A 23,937-nucleotide genomic window follows, 5' to 3' on the forward strand; every position below is an offset into this window, starting at 1 on the left:
CGGCTTGCTGACATTCCTTGAATATTTATACGGTTAATTTTCGAAGTTGCTTCACATCAGGAATAACAATACTGCTGCGGTTGTAATCAATGAGCCCGCTGTGCTTCAATTCACTGAAAAGTTGTGTTACGGTTTGGCGCGTACTGCAAATCAGGCTGGCTAGGTCTTGGTGGGTCAGGTAGTTTTTGAGCGTAATACCCTGGGGGGTAGGAGTGCCTTCTTTTTCGGCCCATTCTTCCAAAAAAAGCAGAAGGCGCGTACGGACGTCTTTAAACATCAGATTGGCGTAACGGTTCTCCAATCGGCGAAAACGCAACCCAATCAGTTTAGTGAATTTGACAGCGAGGCTAGGATTTTGTTGGATGACTTTTTCAAAATCTTCGATTTTGAAACTGCACACTGTCACGTAGTCAGATAATGCCACCGCAAACTCATCGATGTCGGTTGCATCAAGGGTTATCTGGCCAAAAAGGTCTCCTTTTTGAATCACTTCTTTGACCGTTTCGTTGCCTTCGGCATCAAGTTCTACAATCTTGATAACGCCTTTTTTGAGGAGATAAACCCGGTTGGTCTCATCGTGTGCAAAATAGATAATCTCGCTTTTCTTGGCTGATTTAAAATTGGTAATCAGGCAGATTTGCCTGAGTTCTGCGGAGTCGAGGTGCCTGAATAGCTGATGGTCGCGGAGGTACCAGTAGCGGGTTTCGAGGGGAAATTGCGGGGTCATCCTACAAGGTGATTAGAGTAAATCAGGCATTAATACCAGTAAATATACGAACTATTTACTCAAATAGATGAAGCTCAAAGTTGACCGCTCATGGCAAAAAACTCGCGGGATGTTTGTAAGAGTTTCCCCAACGGCGTAGGTTTTACCCCCAAGCGGATATTAGCGGCGCTGATGTCGGCCACGATTCGCATATTGTGCATAATATCGCGATAGGCTTTCCACAGTGTATAGCTAGGGTCATACACGTGTCCAGGCTCCGATGTGGCTCCGTTTAGTTCCATAATTTTGATGTTACGGCCCGCGTAGAAGTCTTCTAAGTTGCTTACTTTGAGGTCAAAACGCCCGTAATAAAATCCTTCAATCGGCAAGGCAATTTGGTCAAAAACGCTTTCTAGCCGTTGATTAATGAGGTGATTAGCATTCAAAAACTTCGTCCCCAAACAATGATTGCCGATGGGCTGAATGTAGCGGCGCTCACCTTTCGGCACTACGCTATTCCAGTCGTTTTTTACGCGTTCCTGCAATTCCTGCATTGCAAAACGGGCGCGGGTGTTTTGGGTTAGTAGTTGGCCCACCGTAGAATGACCATCGCCGACTACACTCAAAAATTCCTTTTGCGTTATCGAGGTGATTTTGCCTTTGGATTCTTCGGGCAAACGGGCATACATTACCCCAAATTCCAATTCATAATCAATGTATTCTTGAATAATAACAGGTTGTGGTGTCTGTTTTAAGTAGTGTTGAAGCTGGTCGGAATCTTCGATTTTGTGCACCCGAAATCCCCGACCTCCTACGTCGGGTTTGACTATGACTGGGAACACAATGCTCGCTTTTTTGAGTTTTTCCCTCACCATTTCCCATGCTTCTCCTTGTTGGATAAAGATCCCTGCCGGCAAAAATGGGGAAGCAATTTGAGCGAGAATATCATTTTTAGATTCACCGAAGACTCCGCCGTCGGGAATACACGTATTGACGGTAGTAAAATACGTAAGAGACCGATTACGTATGGCTAAATAGAGCCAATAGGGTGTAAGTGGCAGAAAAAACACCCACCAAGTCCAATATTCATAATTCACTAATTTAACGAGCCAAAGTGGGGAACGAAGGGTTGAGAACATACGAGGAATAAGAGAATATTAACACTAAAAGCAAGTTAAAAGGTAAAATGTTCAATAAAAAAAGGCGTGGCTCAATGGGCAGGAAGTAATCCACGAAGGGTTGAAATGACTTTTGACCAATGTAATATCACGACGAGTGCACAGCATTTGAATGTTATCAGTGCCAAAGCAAACAACTGCCCACCATCGCCTAGTACATCAATCCCCAGTATCGTAAGGTGCGACAAAATAGCGCCTGCCATGGTGCCCAGCCCCAAGATAGCGCCAATCCAGCAATAACGCGGTGTGAGCAAAAGTACACCCGCGATTAATTCAATAACGCCCGAGCCAATTCGGCCATAAGGCTCAACGCCAAGTTTGGAGAAAATGTAGACACTTTCTTCGGCCCCCGTAAATTTAAAAAAAAGTGTTTGTAACAAAATGACCGCCGCTACGATTTGAACGAGCCAGGAGAGGATGGTTTTGGTTTTCATGGATTGATGTATTTTTCAGTGAGGAAGGAGGTAGGGTATATTATTGAGCAGAAACACGTTGCCAATTTTTGTCGGCTTTTATTTTCAAATTGCCCTCATCTTTGTTCCAATCCGATAAAGTATTGTTGAACAGTTTGTTGTAAAAAAGATACAACTTGCCGTTGATGATTTTGTAGGTTTCGGGATTTATCTCGACTTTTTCACCGTTGGCTGCGCCCATTGCGTAGGCACACCAACCTCCATATTGAGGCTCGTAAGCGGGTGGATTTTTTTTAAACGTTTCGGCATTGGCCGCGGAAGAAAATTGATATGTAACTCCCTCATATACGACTACATACGTCTTTGAGCCTTTGGTGGGATTTTTTTGGAAATAACTGACGGGGTCGTAGCCAGAGAGCGCGAGGCCTTTTTCTAAATTAAACTGTTTTTGACGAAGCGCGGGGGACTGCGCAAAAATAATTTCGGTCAGGAGAAGAAGCGTGGCCAAAAAGATTGTTTTCATGACTTTATTCGGAATTGATAGTTTGATGATACAAAAATGACACATCAATTCTTAACCGAATGTCGGCCAAACGACAAAACCTTGAAAATAGTTATTTGTCAAAAGATAAAATGCGGTTCATTCTCAAGTCTCTAGTTTACTGAGGTTTGCCAAAAGCCCATTTTAGAAAATCGGGCATGGCCGCCGACCACGTTGCCTGGTCGTGGTGCCCGCCTTTGACTTCGGCGTAGCAAACGTCTTTGCCCCAACGATAGCCTTTGCGTTCGAGTTCGGCAATCAAGTCAAGGGTGTCTTCAATGGAATCAATGACGCCGTTGTTGTTGCGGTCGTCTCGTTCGTCTTCGGAGCCTGTCTGTAACCAAAATTGCGGATGTTGTATGGAAGTATAGGCGGTTTCGCGTACCAAACGGTGCATGATTCGGTCGTTGTGGTCGTCGTAATGGTTTTCGTAAGCGCGTTGTCGCCACCAAAACGAACCCGAAAATACGCCTGCCTTGCCGAAGCGCTCAGGATGATGCCAAGTAATATCAAACGCCGATAGCCCACTCAGTGAAAAACCGCAGATTACTGTGTTTTGGGGGCCAGTGAGGACGCGGTAGTGTTGTTGGATGTAAGGCATCAGTTCTTGCAGCACGAACAATGTGTAGGAGCTGGCCTTCGTGCCGCGTTGTTTATAGTCTGGTTGAGAGGCGGTTCCGTATTCCTGAATTCGTTCACCGCAATGAATGGCTACAAGGATAAATGGCTCAATGGAAGGTGCCGTTTTTTGGATGACTTGTTGCATTTGTAGGCGCTCCAAGTCCTGTCCATCGTTCATGTAGAGTACTTTATACGCACGATTTGTTTGGGTGTAGCCTTCGGGCAGAAGAATGTCAAGCGATACTTGCCGGTGCAGATGGGTTGAGTGAAACTTGGTGTCGTGCAAAACGGTCATTTCGGGGAGGGAGTCAATATGTTTCAATAAGGTAAAAGTGCTAGTAGGAAACAAAAATACAAATAACCCATATTGGGGTATAAATTTCAAATAATTCATTCTTCCAAACTTTTTTCTATCAATTTTACGTTTATTTACGAAAGTTTAAAGAAACTTTTGATTTTTTGAATTTTGCTTAGTTTTAATTGTGAAAGCGACCCCGATTTTCAAAGAATCTACTAAAACCAATCCAAATTTGTTTATCTAATGAAGTATCTAGCTTGCACTGTATCTGTATTGTTGATTTCAACGGTTGTTACATTTTCACAAACTAAAAAAGTACCCGCCAAACCTGCCGCTAAACCCGCGACTGCCGCCAAACCAGCCCCTGTCAAAGCAACGCCAGCCAAACCAGCTGTTGCCTCCAAAATGACCAATGAATTAGACTCGGTAGCGTACAGCATCGGGATGAACATAGCCCAAAACCTAAAAGGACAAGGCCTCGACAAAATCAATGTTAACTTATTGGCCAAAGGAATTCAGGATGTATTGAAAGGTGGTAAATCAGATTTGGATGACAACCAGGCGCAAATGATTTTAGGAAATTATTTTAATAAGCTCCAAACCCAGCGCCAATCAGAAGATGCCAAGAAGTTTGAAGGAAACAAATTGGATGGAGAAAAATTCCTTGCAGAGAATAAGAAGAAGGCCGGTATCGTTACTTTACCTAGCGGCTTGCAGTACGAGGTTATGAAAGCGGGAGAAGGCCCCAAACCTACCATCAACAATACAGTAAAGACCCATTATCATGGAACATTGGTTGATGGAACGGTTTTTGACAGTTCAGTAGATAGAGGTCAGCCAGCGGAGTTTCCAGTAGGCGGAGTGATTCAGGGTTGGGTGGAAGCATTGCAGCTGATGCCCGTAGGTTCTAAATGGAAACTATATGTACCCTACAATCTTGCTTACGGTGAGCGGGCCGCAGGTCCACAAATTAAGCCATATTCGGCATTAGTATTTGAAGTAGAGTTATTGGAAATCGTAAAATGATTTTGGCGGATGTTGGAGGTTTTTCCAACCATTTCAATCTCCAATATCCCGGGGCCGAAATCAATTAAATCAGTGTATGAAAATGAAAAGCTTTTTAATCGCCTTAGCTCCGGTGTTGCTGCTGAGTCTGCAACCCGACGACTCGCGTTCGCGGGTAGTATCTTCTCGTCCCTTCGCTGTTGCGGATGATGACCTCAAACCTACCCTTACGCAGGAGAAAGTGGAGGCGTACGTGACTAAAATCTTTTCGGGGTATCATTACCGTAAATTCAATGTCAACGACTCGTTGTCGACAAAAATGTATGATAACTACCTCAACGACATTGACCGCGGCAAACTGTATTTTCTTGCTTCGGACATTCAGTATTTTGATAAATACCGTACCCAACTCGATGAAGCCCTCAACAACGGCGATTTGACGGCGGCGTATGATATTTATAATACCTTCCGCAAACGCTACCGCGAGCGGAGCAATTACATCACCAAAGCGCTGGCCAATCCTAAATTTGATTTTTCGGTAGATGAGTCATTCAACACCGACCGTGAAAAAGCGTCTTGGGCTAAAAATACGGAAGAGTTGGACGAAATCTGGCGCAAATTGCTTAAAAACGAAGCACTTGAACTGAAACTATCGGGCAAGGCCGATACTTCGGTGGTAACGCTTTTGAGAGATCGTTACAAAAACCGTGAACGCAATTTAGGCCGTTTCCGTAGCGAGCAGGTATTTCAGATGTATATGAATGCGTTCTGCGAAGTGCTTGACCCACACACCCGTTATTTCTCACCCGCCGATTCTGACCGTTTTAAGCAGGATATGTACCAAGCCCTCGAAGGAATCGGTGCGGTATTGCGTGAAGATGGAAACTATATCAAAGTAGTGGAAGTAGTTCCTGGCGGACCTGCTTTTAAGGACAAGCGTCTCAAAAAAGACGATCGGATTATCGGTGTAGCTCAGGGAGATGAAGGAAAAGTGGAGGATATTGTGGGTTGGTACGTAGACGATGCCGTGAAGAAAATCAAAGGAACGAAAGGCACAATCGTGCGCTTGCAAGTATTGGCTTCTGACGCACTGCCCAACGACCCTCCCAAAGAAATCCGTCTGGTACGTGAGAAAGTTAATTTGCAGACTTCTCGTGCCAAGAAAGAAATCGTGACCATCAATCAAAATAAGCACGATTACAAAATCGGTATTATCAACATTCCGTCGTTCTATCGGGACTTTGAAGGGGCCGGTAAGCGTGATAAAGACTTCGCTAGTACCACCCGCGACGTTCAGAAAATCATCGATTCACTCAAGGCTGAAAATGTCGAAGGAATTGTAATCGACTTACGCAACAACGGCGGTGGATCATTAACAGAAGCGATTTCATTGACGGGCTTATTTATTTCAAAAGGCCCAGTGGTACAAGTACGTGAATCAACGGGTGATACGGAAGTGCAAACTGACCCTGATCCAAATGTCACATACGATGGCCCGATTGCGGTTTTAATCAACCGTTTTAGTGCCTCTGCCTCTGAAATTTTTGCGGCTGCTATTCAGGACTACAAACGTGGTATTGTGTTGGGCGAGCAAACTTACGGCAAAGGTACCGTACAAACCATGGTTGATTTGAACCAGTGGATTAAAGATTCTGATAAATTGGGGCAAATCAACATCACCGTTGCAAAATTCTACCGCATCAATGGTAGCAGTACCCAGCGCAAAGGGGTGTCGCCCGATATTGAATTCCCATCGGCATTCAGTGCGGAAGAATACGGCGAAAGCTCACAACCCACGGCTTTGCCTTGGGATCAAATTGCCACGGCGCGTTTTGACGTGACCAAATCGTTGAACGAAAAACAAGTGGCAAAACTGCGCGAGAAGTATCAGCAACGTCTTAAGTCGGAATTGGAAATGAAAACGTTTGTAGACGAGTTGGAGCTGTTCCGCAAAGCGCGCGAAAATACCGTAGTTTCGTTGCAAGAAACCAAACGGAAGAAAGAGCGTGAAGAAGCCGAGAAAAAACGTGCTGCCCTGAAAAAGCTAGAAACGGATGACGAAGTGGATGACGATGAAACTTCTGCAACCGCCAAAGCGACCGAAAAGAAGAAAAAGGACATTTACATGAATGAAACCAGTCGGATTTTGGCAGATTACATTACGCTTTCTAAAGCACCTTCGGTAGCTAAGCGATAAAATTTGTTACCTTTAGACGTTGGACGTTGGGTCGTGGGCGCTATCTTTAGTCCCTAATCCGACGTCCAACGTCTATTTTTAATCCATTCTAATTGATTTATGAAATACAAAAAACACGTTTTTATTTGCACCAATCAAAAAGACGGTGGCAAAAAATGCTGCGGAGCCGAGCACGGCGCAGCATTGGTTGATGCATTCAAAACATCTCTGAAAGAGAAAAATCTACATATTGATATCCGTGCCCAAAAATCGGGCTGTTTAGACGTATGTGCCTTCGGCCCCGCGTTGGTGGTGTATCCAGAAGGTGTTTTCTACGGCAAAGTAGAACTCGCTGACGTTGAAGAAATCATCGAAAGTCATTTGATAAACGATGTTCCTGTGGAGCGTCTGGCGTTGAAATTCTAGGAACGCGCTTATTTTATCCCTTATTTGTCAACGCTGAACGTAAATTCCCAGAAGGGTCTTTGCATTCAGCGTTGACATTTTTATTTTTACCAAAACTGCCAATTCCTATGCTCCAACGCTACTTTTCCCTCGACCAAAACGGTACAACAGTGCGTACCGAAGTCATTGCGGGGCTTTCTTCTTTTCTGGCTACGATGTATATTATTGTAGTGAATCCCGCCATTTTGAGTCAATCGGGAATGCCTTTCGGCGGTGTGCTAACGGCTACGGTGTTGCTCTCTTTCTTTTGCAGTTTGATGATGGGGCTGTATGCGCATAATCCGCTTCTCGTAGCACCAGGTATGGGGCTGAATGCCTTCTTTACATTCGCCGTTGTGAAAGGAATGGGTGTGGCATGGCAAACGGCTTTGGGTGCAGTATTTTGGGCGGGAATCGTTTTTCTTATCCTGTCAATTTTCAACGTTAGGACTTACATTGTACAGGCCATTCCGAAGCCCTTGCGCTACGCGATTTCGTCGGGAATTGGGCTTTTTATCACGTTGATTGGCTTGACCAACGCCAAGTTTATCGTAAGTAACCCCGCCACCTTGGTCGGTATCGGCAATTTAAAAGACCCTATTCTACTGACGTTTTTGTTGGGGTTGGTCATAACGGCAGTATTGGTGGTGAAAAAAGTGCAAGGCGGCATCGTCATTGGCATTGTGTTGACCACATTGGCGGCGATTCCCGTGGGCCGTTGGTGGGGCGATGCTTCAGCGGTTAATTTCGGACAGGCTACACTGGTCAATTGGAGCGGACTTTGGGCGGCTCCTGATTTTAGCCTTTTGTTTCAACTAGATTTGATGGGCTCGTTGACTTTGGCGCTTTGGCCCATCATTTTTGCCTTTGCATTTACCGATTTATTTGACAGTCTTTCAACCTTCGTTGGCGTTGCCGAAGCAGCCAATCTTTACGACGATAACGGCGACCCTCGCCATATTCGGCAGTCTCTGCTAACCGACGCCGTGGCCACCACAATGGCAGGCTTGTTGGGTACTAGCCCTGGAACGGCCTACATTGAGTCGGCGGTGGGAATCGAGCAAGGCGGTCGCACGGGGCTCACGGCGGTAGTGGCGGCATTTTTGTTTCTGCCGTTCATGTTTTTATCTCCTTTGCTCTCGGTCATTCCGAGCATTGCCACTGCTCCTGCGTTGATTTTGGTGGGTGCGTTTATGATGAAACCCATCACCAAGATTGACTGGACCCGTATGGACGAAGCCATTCCTTGTTTGTTGGCATTGGTGTTAATTCCCTTCAGCTATTCCATTACTCAAGGAATTATTTTTGGTTTTTTGAGTTGGACCATCCTCAAAACCGCCGTTGGAAAAGGGAAAGAAATATCATTCACCCTCTGGATAATTGATGTTTTTGCCGTGATGTCTTTGGTATGGGGGCATTGAAATAGTCTTCTACCAGCGCGAATCTTCCAAGTAAAGTTAAGCGAGACTGATAGGCTTCGCCAAGAAAAAAGCGTCTGACGGCTTTTAAACCCTCAAACGCTTTTTTCTTGTGAAGTATCCCAATTAAATGTACTGATTCAGAATGTTCTCAAATAGTTCTTGCTTACCGCTGATTTGTTTTGGAGCACCAGCTGCCACCGCAAAGCTATGTAAGTCTTCCAACGTCAATTTGCCATTTTCAAAATCCTTACCCGCACCGCTGTCAAACGAAGCGTAGCGCTCAGTACGCAGTTTTTTGTACGCAGATTTCTCCAGAATATCATTTGAAATCACGAGAGCACGTGCAAACGCATCCATCCCGCCAATGTGCGCAATGAAAATATCGTCGAGGTCGGTTGAGTTGCGACGGGTTTTTGCGTCAAAGTTGATGCCACCTGCCTTGATACCTCCAGCTTCGAGAATTACCAACATTGCCTCTGTCAATTCACTCAAATTAATCGGGAATTGGTCAGTATCCCAGCCGTTTTGGTAGTCGCCCCGGTTGGCATCGATGCTACCCAACATGCCGGCATCGGCCGCTACTTGCAATTCGTGCTGGAACGTATGCCCCGCCAAGGTGGCGTGGTTTACTTCAATATTTAATTGAAAATCCTTGTCCAAACCATACTGACGCAGAAACCCGATCACGGTTGCCGAATCGTAATCGTATTGGTGCTTGGTAGGCTCGCAAGGCTTAGGTTCAATAAAGAAAGTACCTTTGAAGCCGTTTTTGCGGGCATAATCACGCGCTATGGTCAAGAATTGACCAAGGTGATCTAGCTCACGCTTCATGTTGGTATTCAACAAAGTCATGTAGCCTTCGCGGCCACCCCAGAATACGTAATTTTCGCCATTGAGCGCAATCGTTGCATCCAAAGCGTTCTTGACCTGTACCCCAGCATGAGCTACTACATTGAAATCAGGGTTGGTCGAAGCACCGTTCATGTAGCGTGGATTGGAGAATACATTGGCCGTACCCCACAATAATTTTACGCCGCTTTCGGCCTGTTTGGCTTTTGCATAATCAACAATGGCCTGCATACGACGCTCGTATTCGGTGATGCTTGGGCCTTCATCGACCAAATCTACATCGTGAAAGCAATAGTAAGGAACGCCCAGTTTAGTAATAAATTCAAAAGCAGCATCCATTTTATCTTTGGCGCGTTGAACCGCGTCATTGTTTGCATCCCATGCAAAATCCTTCGTCCCAGGCCCGAATGGATCGGCACCAGTGCCGCAGAATGTATGCCAATAGGCAACGGCAAAACGTAAATGCTCTTTCATTGTTTTTCCACCCACCAGACGATTTTCGTCGTACCACTTGAATGCCAGCGGGTTGTCGGATTCACGGCCTTCAAACTGAATTTTGGAGATGCCTTTGAAATATTCGGTATTTCCGAGTGTTAGGGACATAAAATAGATTGTTTTGAGGTTAGTCTTAAAGAACGATTATTACTAAAAGAGGGAAATATAAATTCTTACTTGTGCAAAGAAAAAGAATAATTGTCAAATTGACAATTTTATTTGTAGCTCGCTTTTGTGGATATTGTACAGGTTGTTTTCTAACTACTTGTAAGTAAACATTGTAATTTTAAAATAGTCTTTTCGACCAAAAACAGAGTATTACTAAAGCTACACCTAAACTTAAATTGAAAACGTACATGTCATGAAAATGGATTAGCCAGTTGATGAAACTTTATCGAACCAAGCAAGGCTTTTATGCTGAATTTCAGGAGGAGTATTTCCAACTTCCCTGCCCCGATTGGGATACGCTGATTAACAGGGATGATCTGCACTCGTATCTTCTGACCCAAATAGCAGGTTTAGTCCCAGTGTTGGATTTTGAATCAAAAGACCTTTTAGCGCCCGCCGTAAGTCAGGAAGTATGGGCCTCTGGGGTGACTTATTACCGTAGCAAAGTAGCCCGGATGGAGGAGTCAAAAGGTGCGTATGGAGGTATGTTTTACGACAAGGTATACGAAGCCGAGCGCCCTGAGCTTTTTTTTAAAGCATTGGGTTACAAAGTAGTAGGGTCGGGAGGTACCGTTAATATTCGGCCCGATTCTATCCGGAATGTTCCCGAACCAGAATGGACATTGTACGCCACAACTTCTGGCAAAATCGTGGGGTATACTGTTGGCAACGACATGAGTTCTAAATGCATTGAATGCGAAAATCCGCTCTATATGTCGCAGGCCAAAATATACGATGGCTCTGCCGCTTTGGGCCCTTGCCTGTATGTGCCCGCCGAACCAATGGCACAAAATGCGGTCATCAGCATTGAAGTAAGGCGTAGCGAACGTATTGTTTTTCAGGGGATAACAACGCTCGACCAACTCAAACGAACACCTGACGAGCTTATTGGCTGGTTGTATCGGGCGAGTACGTTTAGAACTGGTGCATTCCTGATGACAGGCACGGGATTAGTTCCATCAAGTGATTTTACGGTTGAGGTGGGCGATACGGTTGCCATTTCAATTGATAAAATCGGGAAATTGACCAATGTTGTCGGGCTGGCAAAAGCCTAAGTAGTTCAAAATGGTACTGAACTTTATTACTTACATATATAATATTTGATTATTCATCCATGCAAAATTCCCTTCCACAAGGTTTTATTCCCGTTATGTTGACCCCGTTTAGAGAAAACGGCGAAATTGATTTTGAGGGATTAACCAAACTTACTGAATTTTACTTAGAAGCGGGCGCGGCGGGCTTATTTGCCAATTGCCTTTCGTCCGAGATGTATGAGCTGACCGAAGACGAGCGTATTGCCATCACCAAGCATGTGGTGGATGTGGCAAACGGGCGCGTTCCGGTCGTGGCAACGGGTACATTTGGCGGTCCAATTGCGGAGCAAGCCAAATTTGCTAAAAAGATTTATGGTACGGGTATTCAGGCGGTGATTGTGATAACAAGTTTAATTGCCACCGCCGACGAGTCAGATGCGATTTTTATGGAGCGGATGCACGAGTTGCTTCAATTAACCCCAGGTGTTTCGTATGGTTTGTATGAATGTCCTGTGCCTTACAAAAGGCTCGTTAGTGCCGAAAATTTGGGAGAATTGGCCGCCACGGGTCGGGTGATTTACCATAAAGATACATCACTAGATATTGAAAACGTAAAAGCCAAAATAGCCGCTACTCAAGGCCAAGTATTCGGCGTTTATGATGCCTACATGGAGCACGCAGTGGCTTCGTTGAAAGCAGGTTCGGCTGGATTGTCTTGTATTCAGGGAAATTTCTTTCCAGAATTGATTGTGTGGTTGTGCAATAATTTCAATAAACCAACGCAGCAGGACAAAGTTCAGCGTGTGCAACAGCTGTTGATTGATACCATGCCCGTAATTCATTATGCGTACCCAACCGTCGCTAAGTATTACCTCCAAAAACGTGGTTTCCCGATTTCATTGTACACCCGTCGTAAAGTGGAAGTATTGACTGAAGTAGAAAAAGCCAATGCCGATGAATTATTGGAAATGGTGAATGCATTGAGCCAAGAGATTGAAGTGGCTTCGTTGACGTTTGCCTAATCATACTTCTTTGTTTTCAAGATAAAAAAGACCTTCTATGTCATTGGCGTAGAAGGTCTTTTCAGTTAAAAAAAACTGATTAATTGCTTTGGTAGGAATAGCTAACCATTTACCTATGAAATCCTTCTTTTCTTCAGCACTGATTATCATTTTTGGGGTTTACGGCGTCTCGGCCCAACGCCAGATTTCGCCCGTAAACTTTTCCAAAGTCACGGTCAAAGACTTCTTTTGGAAACCCCGAATTGAAAAAGTCCATTCGGCCACCTTGCCAGTTTGTATGACCTATACCGAAGATTCAACGGCTCGAATTCGAAATTTTGAGAATGCCGCCCTCCGGAGCGGAAAGCACAAAGGCATCTATTTTGATGATTCGGATGTGTATAAAGTCATTGAAGGGATTGCATACACCCTCAAAACTACGCCCGATAAAGCCTTAGAGGCCAAAACTGACGAGTGGATTGATAAAATTGCGGCGGCTCAACTTCCTGATGGTTATCTGAATACTTATTATACATTGGTAGGTCTTGAAAAACGCTGGACCGACATGGAAAAGCATGAAGATTATTGCTTGGGTCACTTAATTGAGGGGGCGGTAGCTTACTTTGACGCCACTGGAAAACGTAAACTATTGGATGTGTCTATTCGTTTTGCCAATCATTTTGATTCTACGTTTCGTCTCCAAAATAAGCCGTGGGTAACGGGGCATCAGGAATTGGAGTTGGCCTTGGTAAAACTTTATCATACAACCAACAACAACCGCTACCTCAAACTCGCTGACTGGCTTATCGAGCAACGCGGCAAAGGACACGGACGCGGTCAAATCTGGACAGATAAGCATTTTGACGGCGCACGCTATTGTCAAGACGACGTGCCAGTGCGCGAAATGACCGACATCAAAGGGCATGCCGTTCGCGCCATGTATCTGTATACTGGCATGGCCGACGTAGCCGCCGAAACAGGCGACCGTGGCTACACCCAAGCCCTCGAACGCGTGTGGGCCGACGTGGTAGAGCGAAATATGTACATCACTGGGGGCATTGGTTCTTCAACCAAAAATGAAGGCTTTACGGTCGATTATGATTTGCCCAACGAATCTGCTTACTGCGAAACCTGCGCCTCGGTCGGAATGGTTTTTTGGAATCAACGCATGAATCTCTATTCGGGAGAATCCAAATACGTGGATGTGCTAGAACGCTCGCTGTATAACGGTGCGCTGGCAGGGGTACAACTGACGGGAAATCTGTTTTTTTACGTCAATCCGTTGGCTTCGTTCGGGTTGCATCACCGTCGCCCTTGGTATGGCACTGCTTGCTGCCCTAGCAATGTGTCGCGTTTGATGCCTTCGGTGGGTGGTTATATTTACAATACTTCCGAAAATACTTTGTGGGTAAACCTGTATGTAGGCAGCGAAACGGAAGTGGTTTTAGGACAACACAAGGTGAAGTTCGCCCAAAAAACCAATTATCCTTGGTCGGGAGAAGTGGAAATTAAGGCCATTCCTGATAGTAGCAAAGCTGATTTTACCCTAAAACTGCGTATTCCCGCTTGGTGCGATAAGTACGTCGTTGAAATCAACGGAAAAGCCGTAGCGGGTTTAACGGCCGATAAAGGTTACTTGACGGTTGCGCGTACTTGGGCTAAAAATGATGTTCTCAAACTGCGGATGGAGATGCCAGTGAAGGTCATTGCTGCCGACCCCCTTGTGAAAGCAAACCAAGGCAAACGCGCCATTCAGCGTGGACCACTGGTCTATTGTGTAGAAGAGCAAGACAACCGTCATTTGGATTATGATCAAATTCTGTTGTCGAAAAAAACGCAGTTTAGTACCACTTTCGAGCCTACCTTACTGGGGGGGATAACCACGATTAAGGCCCAAAACGGCAATGATAATTTTACGCTCATCCCGTATTATTCATGGGATAACCGCCAAGCTGGCCGCATGAAAGTATGGGTGGATTGGAAAGATAAATAAGCCTTAAGGGAGCAGAATGACTCCTTCCCGTTTAATAAAGCAGATGCCATTTGTTATCTTTCAACTTTGAAAGTTTCTATCTTTCAGTCGAAAATTACAGTTTTTTGTTTGAACGTTATTTAACTCAATGAAAATGAAAAATCATCTATCTCGAAGGCATTTGCTTTATTGGACATTGCTGTGGCTGACTGCATGCGGTACTTTGTGGGCCGCACCGACCCAAACAACTCCTTACATTAAAATTGACCAATTTGGCTACTTGCCCGCTTCCCGAAAAGTAGCGGTAGTTGCTGACCCTCAGACGGGGTACAATGCGGCTGAATCGTTTACCCCGGGCACAGGTGCCAATCAATATCAGGTACGCCGCTGGAGTGACGACGCCGTGATGATGAGCGGAACGCTTCAGGTATGGGGCGGTGGTGCCACCCACGCTCAGTCGGGCGACCGAGGATGGTCGTTTGATTTTTCGAGTATTACCGCGCCAGGTTCTTATTACATTTTTGACGTTGCCAACAATGTAGGCTCTTACCGTTTTGACATTGGCGACAATGTGTACGACGAAGCAATGAAACATGCCGTACGGATGTTTTATTATCAGCGGCTTAATTTTGCCAAACAAACGCCTTACACCGACGCCAAATGGGCCGACGGTGCCAGTTATGAAGGGGCCAATCAGGATCGTTTTGCCACGAGCCGATTCAACAAAGGGAATGCCGCCACCGCCAAAGACCTTCACGGAGGCTGGATGGACGCGGGCGATGTAAATAAATACACCACCTTTGCCGAAAGTGCGGTGATTCAACTGGCAGAAGCTTACCGAATAAACCCCAATGCTTTTAAAGATAATTACGCTATTCCAGAGTCGGGCAACGGAATTCCAGACGTATTGGATGAACTCAAGTACGAGCTGGACTTTCTGAAAAGAATGCAGGATGCTACGGGTACCAACGGTTTTTTCTTGAAAGTGGGCGTTGATAATTACAATGAAGTATCTCCTCCCAGCACCGACACCCGCCCGCGCTATTATTTGCCAGAATGTACTTCTGCCACCTTGGCGGGGGCCGCGATGTTTGCCGTGGCTGGGCAAACCTTCAAAACGCACCCGTCTTTACTTACCTACGGAAATGACCTCATTGCACGCTCCGAGGCCGCTTGGAATCGCGCTAAAATAACGACCAACAACTTTACAACGTTTGAAACAAGTTGCGACGACGGAGATATAAAATCGGGGGATTCGGACCGCCCTGGCGAGGACCAATTGGGAAGCGCGTTTGTGACGGCAGTATACCTTTACGAGGCCACTGGAAAAGCCGAGTACAAAACGTTTGTTGAGTCACAATATACATTCGTAAAACCTTACAACGGCAACTGGTGGGGACCTTACTGGATGCCTCAGCAATTGGCGTTTTTGCGTTACACGACCCTTTCGGGCGCTTCTAGTGCGGTGGTAACCAATATTCGTAACCAAAAAGCAGGGATGAATTACTTATTTTCTCTCAATGATTACAACAATGGTACAGACCTTTATCGGGCATACATGGCCGATGCGCAGCATCATTGGGGGAGCAATCAGGTGCGTGCTAACTCGGGGATTTTAAATCTTGATTTTGTTACGTTTAACCTCAACCCGTCGAGCCATGCCCAATACCGTGAGGTGGCGGAGCAGTACCTGCACTGGATGAACGGCGTTAATCCGATGAACTTGGTGATGCTTTCCAACATGTCGGTGGCGGGTGCTGAAAACAGCGTGAATGAGATTTACCACACGTGGTTTACCAACGGAACTGTATGGGATAATGTACAAACATCGACCTACGGCCCTGCCCCGGGCTATGTAACAGGCGGGCCTAATAAAAGTTACAGCGGAAGCGTGGCCAACATTACCAACCAACCGCCCCAAAAAGCGTATAAAGAGTGGAATAATGGTTCTCCCGAAAACTCTTGGGAAATCACGGAGCCAGCTATTTACAGTCAGGCCGCTTATATCATGTTGTTGGGGCGGGTGATGAGTACAACGGCATCTGCTGACACCCAAGCACCGACGACCCCGACCAACCTTACGGTGTCCAACCTAGCCGCCACTGGTCTGACTTTATCGTGGACTGCCTCAACCGACAATGTAGGAGTAAGCGCCTATGAAGTGTATCAGGGGGGCAATCTTCTCAACGGAAATGTGATAGGTACGAGCTTCAACGTTACGGGTTTAACCTGCAACACGGCCTATTCGTTTACGGTAAAAGCCAAAGATGCGGCGGGAAACGTGTCGACGGTGAGCAATGCCGCGAATGCAACGACTGCGGCCTGCGACACCCAAGCGCCAAGTGTGCCGACAAGCGTTGCCGCGTCCAATGTTTCGGCATCAGGTTTGACGCTTTCGTGGATGGCTTCGACCGACAACGTGGCCGTAACCGCGTATGAAGTGTACCGGGGAGCGACGTTGGTAAACGGCAATGTGACGACAACATCTTTGAATATTACGGGTTTGACCTGCAATACCGCCTATTCATTTACGGTAAAAGCCAAGGATGCGGCGGGAAATGTGTCATCAAGCAGTAGCGCTCTGAACGTCACAACGGCGGCCTGTCCCACGGGGACTATCATTTACGACGACGCCCTTGCCGCAGGCTGGGAAGACTGGTCGTGGAGTTCGACCCGTAATTATGCCAATACTTCTCCCGTACAAACTGGTGTCAATTCCATTCGGGTCGATTTTGCGGGTTGGGGAGGTTTATCGTTGCGACAGGCCACGGCTCTGACGACCAATTCCAACACGGTTATGAAGTTTTGGGTGTACAGTACCGCCGTAAATAACATGCTTTTCTTCGTTCAAACGGATGATTCGTCGCCGCAGCCTGCCTCATATGCTTTTACTACAAATGCTAATCAATGGAAAGAAATAACGGTTAATATGGCGCAAATGGGAAATCCGGCCACGATTAAACGTCTCAATTTTCAGAACAATTCGGCCAATAACATCACGACTTATTTCGACCAAATCAGGGTAGAAACTGGGGCCACTACCGATACACAGGCCCCCACAACGCCCGCTAACCTTTCGGCCTCGGCCATTACCCAAAATAGTCTGACGCTTTCGTGGACGGCTTCGACCGACAACGTGGGCGTAACGGCCTATGAAGTGTATCGGGGAGCCACAGTGGTGAACGGCAACGTCACCTCGACTTCTTTAAACATCACCGGTTTAACCTGTAATACGGCCTACTCGTTTACCGTAAAAGCCAAAGATGCCGCTGGAAATGTATCTACGAGTAGCAATGCGCTGAATGTTAATACCTCTTCTTGTGCTGATACCCAGGTGCCGAGTGCCCCCTCTGGGCTTACGGCTACCAATAAAACCCAAACGGGTTTTACGCTCGGTTGGGCAGCCTCGACCGATAATGTGGGCGTGGTGGCTTACGAAGTGTATAGAGGTGGTGTATTGGTGAATGGTAACGTTACCACCACCTCATTGTCTATTACGGGTTTGACTTGTAATACAACTTACAGCTTTACCGTAAAGGCAAAAGATGCGGCGGGCAATGTCTCGGCAGCAAGTAGCGTGTTAAGTGTAAAAACGAATGCCTGCTTGAGCCCAGTGGTTTATGACGAAACCCTGGCTGCAAATTGGAGTGACTGGTCATGGAACAGTACGCTTAATTTTGCCAATACAAACCCTGTGCGGGTGGGCAGTAAATCGCTCCGCGCTGATATTGCCTCTACTGGAGGGGTATCTTTGCGCCACGTTGATGGCATCAGTACTACCGCGTCGACCGTCTTGCGTTTTTGGGTACGGGGTACGGCAGCGAGCAGTCTGCTGGTTTATGTACAAACTGACGACACAGGCGCGGCGATCGGAAATTACACGTTTACGACAAAAGCCAATACATGGTCGGAAATTGTGCTGAATATGAGCCAATTGGGTAATCCGTCGGTCATTAAAAGGATTACGATTCAGAACAATTCGGCCAGCACCGTGACAGCCTATTTGGATAATATTCGTCTAACAACCGTTAACAATGCCCGTTTAGCCGAGGAGGAATTGACGGAAGAATCAAATGAATTGTTGGTGTATCCTAATCCTTCTGAGGGACCGATTACGCTCAAGTATGTAGCTCCCCAGCCCGAAAAAGTTCAACTGCAATTATGGGATATGCAGGGCAGGATGTTGCAAAATAATGAAGAACATGCGGAATCAGGAACCAACTTTTTCAGGATGGATGTATCTCAACAGCCAGTGGGGATGTATTTGATTCAACTGAAAGGACCCGAAAGAATCCAAACCCAAAAGGTGCTGATTCGGCGGTAAATATTGTGATTCATTGGAAGAGGCGGGCTAATTGCTCGCCTTTTCTATGTTAGATGGAAGTAATAATGGCTTTATAGGTTATATTTAGTGCCAAACATACCTCCCTAAACCTTCACTTCATGGAAATCAAAGACTTCAAACCCTACGTGTCCAACGAGCAAAACATGGCCGAATTTACCGTAAAGTCGGTCGTAGTGGGCATTCTTTTCGGTGTTTTATTTGGGGCTGCCACGGTTTATTTGTCGCTCAAAGCTGGGCTGTCAGTGTCGGCTTCTATCCCAATAGCGGTCTTGGCGATTTCGCTCGGACGCAAGTATTTGGGTACCACCATTCTGGAAAATAACATTATTCAAACCACGGGTTCGGCGGGCGAATCCATCGCGTCGGGCGTGGTATTTACCTTGCCAGGTTTTCTTTTTTTATCCACGACCGAAGAAGGCAAAAGCATCGGGGCCGATTTTTTCAATTATTGGACAATTTTAACGTTGGCCATTTTGGGCGGGATTTTGGGGACATTGATGATGATTCCGTTGCGGCGCTCGCTGATTGTGCAAGAACACGGTACCCTTCCATACCCCGAAGGAACCGCCTGCGGCTCGGTGCTGATTGCGGGCGAAAAAGGCGGTGATTTGGCTAAAACAGCCTATCAAGGCTTGGGACTTGCCATGCTGTATGCATTTTTTCAGAAAATCCTGCACATAATTGCCGAAGTGCCTCGAATAGCTTCTGAGCAAGCCAGTAAAATCTTCCCATCGGCGGTGGTCAGTGGTGAAATCACGCCCGAATATTTGGGCGTGGGGTACATTATTGGTTTTCGGATTTCGGCGGTGTTGGTCGGCGGGGGTTTATTGGCTTGGTTGGGATTGATTCCGCTTTTGGCAACGCTCGTTCCAGGTGATACCATTGCTGAGCAATTAATCAAACTCGGTTACCTCAAAGACCTCGCTACGTCGGGTGGCCCTGGTGGGTGGAATCCCGCCACTCATAGCTTTAACGATACGGCTGCGGCTATTTATCGCGCATATATTCGCCAAATTGGCGCGGGAGCCGTGGCAGCGGGCGGGTTTATGGCGTTGCTGAAAAGTATTCCCACGATTATTTCTTCGTTTCAGCAAAGCTTGGCTTCAATGAAAGCGGGCAATGAAGGCGCTCGCGTCCGTACGGAGCAGGATTTGTCTTTTAAAGTGGTGATTTTCGGATGCTTAGCGTTGGTGGTATTGATGGTCATTTTGCCCCAAATCCCTGGCGATGGTTGGTTAACCAAATTGCTGATTGCTGTTTTGGTGGTGGTGTTTGGCTTTTTCTTCGTGACGGTCGCGAGCCGGATCGTGGGGATTATCGGCTCAAGTTCATCGCCAGTTTCGGGCATGACCATTGCGACGATTATGGCCACCTCGTTGGTATTTATCGGGTTTGGATTAACGGGTAAATTGTATGAGCCAGCAGTGTTGGTGATTGGCGGGATGATTTGCATCGCTGCCGCCAACGCTGGGAATACGTCGCAAGACTTGAAAACGGGGTATTTGGTCGGAGCTACGCCCAAGTATCAGCAAATAGCGCTGTTTATCGGGGTCATTGTTTCGTCGTTGGTGATTGGGGCAACGGTCAAGTTGCTAGATACGCCCACGCCCGATTTGGTAGCACAGGGCATTCAGCACGCCATCGGAACTGACAAATTCCCCGCTCCGCAGGGTACGCTCATGGCAACGCTTATCAAAGGATTATTGTCGTTTAATTTGGATTGGCAGTTTGTATTGGTGGGCGTTTTTACGGCCATTACCATCGAAATAATGGGTGTTAATGCGCTATCGTTTGCCGTAGGGCTTTATCTTCCCCTTTCGACGACCTTGCCTATTTTTGCGGGTGGTTGCGTGAAAGCCTTTGTAAATTGGAATGCCAAACGCAAAGGCATTGAAGAAGAAGACGCTGATTTGGGAAAAGGAAATCTCTTTTCAACGGGCTTGGTGGCAGGTGGTGCTTTGGCAGGGGTAATTGTAGCTTTACTTTCGGTCAATGATTCTATTTTCAATGCCTTGGCTAAAATTAATCTTGAACCAGTTTTGGCATCTGTTATTGGCGAAGGCGGTTATCAACTCTTGGGGGCGGTCATGTTTGCGGCGATGGGAGCGGTGCTGTATCGGGTGGCGATGAAACGATAGAAATTAATGTAGAATAAAAAAAGCCCCGCCTGATGAAACCAAGCGGGGCTTTTTGTTAGAGATAGTTTTAGCTTTCAACTTCTTGCTTTTTTACTTCCACCCTAGGCGGAATCAAGCGGTACAATACGGGCGTAACGATGCGCGAAAGTAAGGTTGAACTAATGAGTCCGCCGATCAAAACCCAAGCCAACGGCGAATAAAGCGGGTTCCCTTCAATGGCTAGGGGGATTAATCCACCAATGGCCGTTAGTGAGGTAAGTACGATAGGCACAAATCGAATCTCGCCCGCTTCTTGAATGGCCTCAATCAACGGAACACCTTCTTCGCGGAGTTGATTGGTGAAATCAACAAGCAAAATAGAGTTCTTGACCTCAATTCCAATCAAGGCAATAAGCCCAATTACGGCCACAAATGAGAGCGGATAGCCCACAATCCACAGCATCGTAAAAGCCCCAATGATACCCAATGGAATGACCGAAAGCACAATCAGTGAACTCTTGAAATTCCCGAATTCCAAAATCAAAACCCCCAGAAACCCGAAAGCGGTGATAAGAATGATGGTTCCTAAACCGCCGAACGATTTTTGACGGGCTTCTAGTTCGCCAGCCGCCACATAGCTAAAATCGTTGGGGAATTTGTATTTATCTAGTTTGGTAATGATGTCTTTATACACATTATCTACAAGATAACCGCTTTTTACAAAGGCCGAAATCGTGACAAAACGGTCGCGGTCGTAGTGCCGGATCTGATTGGTTGAGGTTTCAAACTGAATATCTGCTACCTGACGCAATGGAATTGCCGACCCAGTTAAGGTATTCACGTACAGATTATTCAAGATGGCAGGGGTAGTTGTTTTTCCTTTTGGAAGAGTAACGTTAATCCCGTAATCATCGCCACTTTCATCTTTGAAGGTTCCGATGTTTAACCCTGCAATCGCCAAACGAACGGTGCGGTTGATGTCGGCAACTGATATTCCCAACAATCCCGCTTTTTCTTTATTGATTTTTACCCGTAAGTCGGTACGGCGCGTGGTCAGGGGATTTTTAACGTAAATCGTGCCCGGCGTTTCCTTTAGGACTTTCTCTACGTCGGCGGCCACACTGCGAAGCTTTTCCAAATCTTCACCCATGACTCTAATTGCCACGGGTGCTTCGGTGTTGGGCCCTTGTTCAAAATCCACTACTTCCACGTTGGCATTGGGCACGTAGCGCAGGCGGTCGCGCAGTTGGTCAATGATTTTTTCTTTTTCTGGCGGGTGAATTTCATCCTGTAACTGTACAAATACCTCCGCGTAGTTGCTTGATTCTGAGCGTTCAATGACATTGTAGTACATTCGTGGATTGCCACGCCCGACGCTCGTAGAGAAAAATTTCACTTCGCTAATACGTTTCAATTCATTTTCTACGGTGCGGGCCACGCGGTTGGTTTCGGTTAGACTACTGCCTTCTGGCGTTTCCAACGTAATTCTGAACATGGGTTTCTCTGATTTTGGAAACAATCCGAATCCGATGATTTTGGGAATGTATAACGACATCCCGAACAGTAATCCCGCAAACAAAAGCGTAGGAAGCGGATGCCGCAGCGCCCAGTTGAGCAACTTGCTGTACGAACCTGAAATGACTTTTTTCAACGCTCTCAGAAAGATATTTCCTTCAGGATTATGGCTGTTTTCCAACAAACGGCTACTCAAAAAGGGAACAATCGTGAGCGAAACTACCATCGAAGCCAAAATCGTCATGGCAACGGCCATAGGTAGACTGCGGATAAAATCTCCTGAGGCTTCGGGTAAAAACAACAGTGGTAAAAAGGCCAAAATCAATGTAACTGTACAACCAATTACGGCCAATGTGATTTGTTTGGTGGCTTTGACGGCGGCTTCGCGTTTGGAAAAACCATCGCGCATCCAGCGCTCAATGTTTTCGACGACCACAATGGAGTCGTCCACCAATATCCCCAACGCCACAATCAACCCCACTACGCTCAATTGATTGATGCTGTAGCCTAGATAATCGACGGCGGTGAGACCGATGGCCAAGGAAAGCGGAATCGAAATCATGACGACCACTGCCGCCCTTAGCCCAAGGGGGAGGAGCGTAAGCGCCACGAGCAGAATGGCAATGCCAAAGTCTTTGGCAAAGCGGCCCAAACGACGGTCAACACTCACCGATTGGTCGAAATATTTGACCATTTTGATGTGCTTGGGCATCGTTTTCTCAAATTCGGTCAAACTTGCATTAAGCACTTTACCCGTTTCTGTGATGTTTTTGCCCGTTTTTTGGGCCGCAGCTACCAAGACCGCACGTCGGCCGTTGAGGCGGGTAAAATTGGTTTCTTCTTCGTAATTAAAATCAACGTCGGCAATGTCTCTTAAGTAGATGATTTTCTGACCGTTGGTGGACACAATCGTGTTGCGCATTTGTTCCAACGACTCATAATCACCGCTGGTCTTGACGTTGAATCGCCGAGCCCCTTCCTGCACGCTACCCGCAGGAATGTTGAGGTTTTCGGCCTGCAATGCCCCCAATACCCGGTTGATGGCAATGCCTTCTTGCGCCATTTTCTCGACGTTGAGCGAAACGCGTACGTTTTCTTTCGGAAAACCGTAATCTTTTACGCTCCTTAGGTCTTTGATTTTCTCCAATGTCTTCCGTAGTTTTTCGGAATAATCGGCCATTTCTTTGTACGAAGCTACCTCCGAAACCAAGGCTACCTGAACGATATTGACCAAGCCGGGGTCGAATTGGAAGTAACGAATATCAAAAATATCAGTAGGTAAAATGCTACGCATGGAATTTACTTCGCGGGCTATCTCCTGCTTTTTTTCATCATTATCGACCGAGTATTCGTATTCCAGCATAAATACGGCGAGCCCGTCGTCGATGGTGGTACGAATATTTTTAACGTCTTTGAGTTCATTGAGACGTTTTTCGACGGGGTCAACGACCAATTCTTCCATGTCTTTGGGGTCGGTGCCGGGATAAATCACCGTAATCACAAACGTAGGAGCCTCAAACGTAGGGTCTTCGGCGCGGGGCATATTAAAGAGGGAGTTGAGCCCAAGCGCCACCACCCCCACAAACATCACCAGCATAAACTGCCAGTTCTTGACGGAAAATTCTGAAAGATTCATCG

At 46.4% G+C, this 23,937-nt stretch carries 16 protein-coding genes; 9 read left to right on the top strand and 7 right to left on the bottom strand.

All coding sequences use genetic code 11. The features are described from left to right. Positions 1 to 25: 25 nt before the first annotated feature. From GVN20_RS04740 to GVN20_RS04760, 5 genes are all read right to left on the bottom strand, one after another. Positions 26 to 727, bottom strand: a complete 702-nt coding sequence (locus tag GVN20_RS04740) for a Crp/Fnr family transcriptional regulator (protein ID WP_166557206.1) — start codon at positions 725 to 727, stop codon at positions 26 to 28. 74 nt (positions 728 to 801) lie between these two features. Next, on the bottom strand, positions 802 to 1,845 hold the full coding sequence (locus GVN20_RS04745; RefSeq protein ID WP_166557207.1) for an ATP-grasp domain-containing protein: 1,044 nt from the start codon (positions 1,843 to 1,845) through the stop codon (positions 802 to 804). Positions 1,846 to 1,916: 71 nt separating this feature from the next. Continuing rightward, complete coding sequence (locus tag GVN20_RS04750; RefSeq protein WP_166557208.1) at positions 1,917 to 2,318, bottom strand: DoxX family protein; 402 nt, start codon at positions 2,316 to 2,318, stop codon at positions 1,917 to 1,919. Between the two features lie 40 nt (positions 2,319 to 2,358). After that, the gene (locus GVN20_RS04755) at positions 2,359 to 2,820 is read right to left on the bottom strand and encodes a YHS domain-containing (seleno)protein (protein ID WP_166557209.1); all 462 of its coding nucleotides are present in this window, start codon (positions 2,818 to 2,820) and stop codon (positions 2,359 to 2,361) included. Positions 2,821 to 2,956: 136 nt separating this feature from the next. Then, positions 2,957 to 3,853, bottom strand: coding sequence for an alpha/beta hydrolase-fold protein (locus tag GVN20_RS04760; RefSeq protein WP_166557210.1), 897 nt, complete (start codon positions 3,851 to 3,853; stop codon positions 2,957 to 2,959). A gap of 147 nt (positions 3,854 to 4,000) precedes the next feature. On the opposite strand from GVN20_RS04760, the gene GVN20_RS04765 reads away from it, so the two are divergent. The 4 genes from GVN20_RS04765 (at position 4,001) to GVN20_RS04780 (ending at position 8,803) form a co-directional block, all read left to right on the top strand. Further along, positions 4,001 to 4,783 (top strand): FKBP-type peptidyl-prolyl cis-trans isomerase, encoded by a 783-nt coding sequence (locus GVN20_RS04765; RefSeq protein ID WP_206023194.1) that lies wholly within the window; start codon positions 4,001 to 4,003, stop codon positions 4,781 to 4,783. An 82-nt stretch (positions 4,784 to 4,865) separates the two neighbouring features. Then, the gene (locus tag GVN20_RS04770; RefSeq protein ID WP_166557211.1) at positions 4,866 to 6,959 is read left to right on the top strand and encodes a carboxy terminal-processing peptidase; all 2,094 of its coding nucleotides are present in this window, start codon (positions 4,866 to 4,868) and stop codon (positions 6,957 to 6,959) included. Between the two features lie 99 nt (positions 6,960 to 7,058). Further along, positions 7,059 to 7,364 (top strand): ferredoxin, encoded by a 306-nt coding sequence (locus GVN20_RS04775; protein ID WP_013928646.1) that lies wholly within the window; start codon positions 7,059 to 7,061, stop codon positions 7,362 to 7,364. A gap of 107 nt (positions 7,365 to 7,471) precedes the next feature. Further along, a complete protein-coding gene (locus tag GVN20_RS04780) occupies positions 7,472 to 8,803 on the top strand; it encodes an NCS2 family permease (protein ID WP_166557212.1) in 1,332 nt (443 codons plus the stop codon). 123 nt (positions 8,804 to 8,926) lie between these two features. Here GVN20_RS04780 and xylA read toward each other — a convergent pair whose 3' ends face one another. After that, positions 8,927 to 10,255, bottom strand: a complete 1,329-nt coding sequence (xylA, locus tag GVN20_RS04785; protein WP_166557213.1) for a xylose isomerase — start codon at positions 10,253 to 10,255, stop codon at positions 8,927 to 8,929. Positions 10,256 to 10,530: 275 nt separating this feature from the next. Between xylA and GVN20_RS04790 the strand changes: the two genes are divergently transcribed. From GVN20_RS04790 to GVN20_RS04825, 5 genes are all read left to right on the top strand, one after another. Beyond that, positions 10,531 to 11,370, top strand: coding sequence for a fumarylacetoacetate hydrolase family protein (locus tag GVN20_RS04790; RefSeq protein ID WP_166557214.1), 840 nt, complete (start codon positions 10,531 to 10,533; stop codon positions 11,368 to 11,370). 59 nt (positions 11,371 to 11,429) lie between these two features. Next, positions 11,430 to 12,371, top strand: coding sequence for a dihydrodipicolinate synthase family protein (locus GVN20_RS04795; RefSeq protein ID WP_166557215.1), 942 nt, complete (start codon positions 11,430 to 11,432; stop codon positions 12,369 to 12,371). Positions 12,372 to 12,486: 115 nt separating this feature from the next. After that, a complete protein-coding gene (locus tag GVN20_RS04800) occupies positions 12,487 to 14,343 on the top strand; it encodes a glycoside hydrolase family 127 protein (protein ID WP_166557216.1) in 1,857 nt (618 codons plus the stop codon). A 133-nt stretch (positions 14,344 to 14,476) separates the two neighbouring features. Then, complete coding sequence (locus GVN20_RS29540) at positions 14,477 to 18,646, top strand: glycoside hydrolase family 9 protein (RefSeq protein WP_206023195.1); 4,170 nt, start codon at positions 14,477 to 14,479, stop codon at positions 18,644 to 18,646. 119 nt (positions 18,647 to 18,765) lie between these two features. After that, the gene (locus tag GVN20_RS04825; protein WP_166557217.1) at positions 18,766 to 20,805 is read left to right on the top strand and encodes an OPT family oligopeptide transporter; all 2,040 of its coding nucleotides are present in this window, start codon (positions 18,766 to 18,768) and stop codon (positions 20,803 to 20,805) included. 67 nt (positions 20,806 to 20,872) lie between these two features. On the opposite strand, the gene GVN20_RS04830 is transcribed toward GVN20_RS04825, so the two are convergent. Then, positions 20,873 to 23,935, bottom strand: coding sequence for an efflux RND transporter permease subunit (locus GVN20_RS04830; RefSeq protein WP_166557218.1), 3,063 nt, complete (start codon positions 23,933 to 23,935; stop codon positions 20,873 to 20,875). Positions 23,936 to 23,937 lie beyond the last annotated feature (2 nt).

This window comes from Runella sp. CRIBMP, assembly GCF_009905605.1.
In the GTDB taxonomy this organism is placed as follows: Bacteria; Bacteroidota; Bacteroidia; order Cytophagales; family Spirosomataceae; genus Runella.

What these genes read in the sequence shown, in the direction of transcription:
- GVN20_RS04740 (WP_166557206.1), bottom strand. Translation starts at nt 727, where the DNA reads ATGACCCCGCAATTTCCCCTCGAAACCCGCTACTGGTACCTCCGCGAC.
- GVN20_RS04745 (WP_166557207.1), bottom strand. Translation starts at nt 1,845, where the DNA reads ATGTTCTCAACCCTTCGTTCCCCACTTTGGCTCGTTAAATTAGTGAAT.
- GVN20_RS04750 (WP_166557208.1), bottom strand. Translation starts at nt 2,318, where the DNA reads ATGAAAACCAAAACCATCCTCTCCTGGCTCGTTCAAATCGTAGCGGCG.
- GVN20_RS04755 (WP_166557209.1), bottom strand. Translation starts at nt 2,820, where the DNA reads ATGAAAACAATCTTTTTGGCCACGCTTCTTCTCCTGACCGAAATTATT.
- GVN20_RS04760 (WP_166557210.1), bottom strand. Translation starts at nt 3,853, where the DNA reads ATGAATTATTTGAAATTTATACCCCAATATGGGTTATTTGTATTTTTG.
- GVN20_RS04765 (WP_206023194.1), top strand. Translation starts at nt 4,001, where the DNA reads ATGAAGTATCTAGCTTGCACTGTATCTGTATTGTTGATTTCAACGGTT.
- GVN20_RS04770 (WP_166557211.1), top strand. Translation starts at nt 4,866, where the DNA reads ATGAAAAGCTTTTTAATCGCCTTAGCTCCGGTGTTGCTGCTGAGTCTG.
- GVN20_RS04775 (WP_013928646.1), top strand. Translation starts at nt 7,059, where the DNA reads ATGAAATACAAAAAACACGTTTTTATTTGCACCAATCAAAAAGACGGT.
- GVN20_RS04780 (WP_166557212.1), top strand. Translation starts at nt 7,472, where the DNA reads ATGCTCCAACGCTACTTTTCCCTCGACCAAAACGGTACAACAGTGCGT.
- xylA (WP_166557213.1), bottom strand. Translation starts at nt 10,255, where the DNA reads ATGTCCCTAACACTCGGAAATACCGAATATTTCAAAGGCATCTCCAAA.
- GVN20_RS04790 (WP_166557214.1), top strand. Translation starts at nt 10,531, where the DNA reads ATGAAACTTTATCGAACCAAGCAAGGCTTTTATGCTGAATTTCAGGAG.
- GVN20_RS04795 (WP_166557215.1), top strand. Translation starts at nt 11,430, where the DNA reads ATGCAAAATTCCCTTCCACAAGGTTTTATTCCCGTTATGTTGACCCCG.
- GVN20_RS04800 (WP_166557216.1), top strand. Translation starts at nt 12,487, where the DNA reads ATGAAATCCTTCTTTTCTTCAGCACTGATTATCATTTTTGGGGTTTAC.
- GVN20_RS29540 (WP_206023195.1), top strand. Translation starts at nt 14,477, where the DNA reads ATGAAAAATCATCTATCTCGAAGGCATTTGCTTTATTGGACATTGCTG.
- GVN20_RS04825 (WP_166557217.1), top strand. Translation starts at nt 18,766, where the DNA reads ATGGAAATCAAAGACTTCAAACCCTACGTGTCCAACGAGCAAAACATG.
- GVN20_RS04830 (WP_166557218.1), bottom strand. Translation starts at nt 23,935, where the DNA reads ATGAATCTTTCAGAATTTTCCGTCAAGAACTGGCAGTTTATGCTGGTG.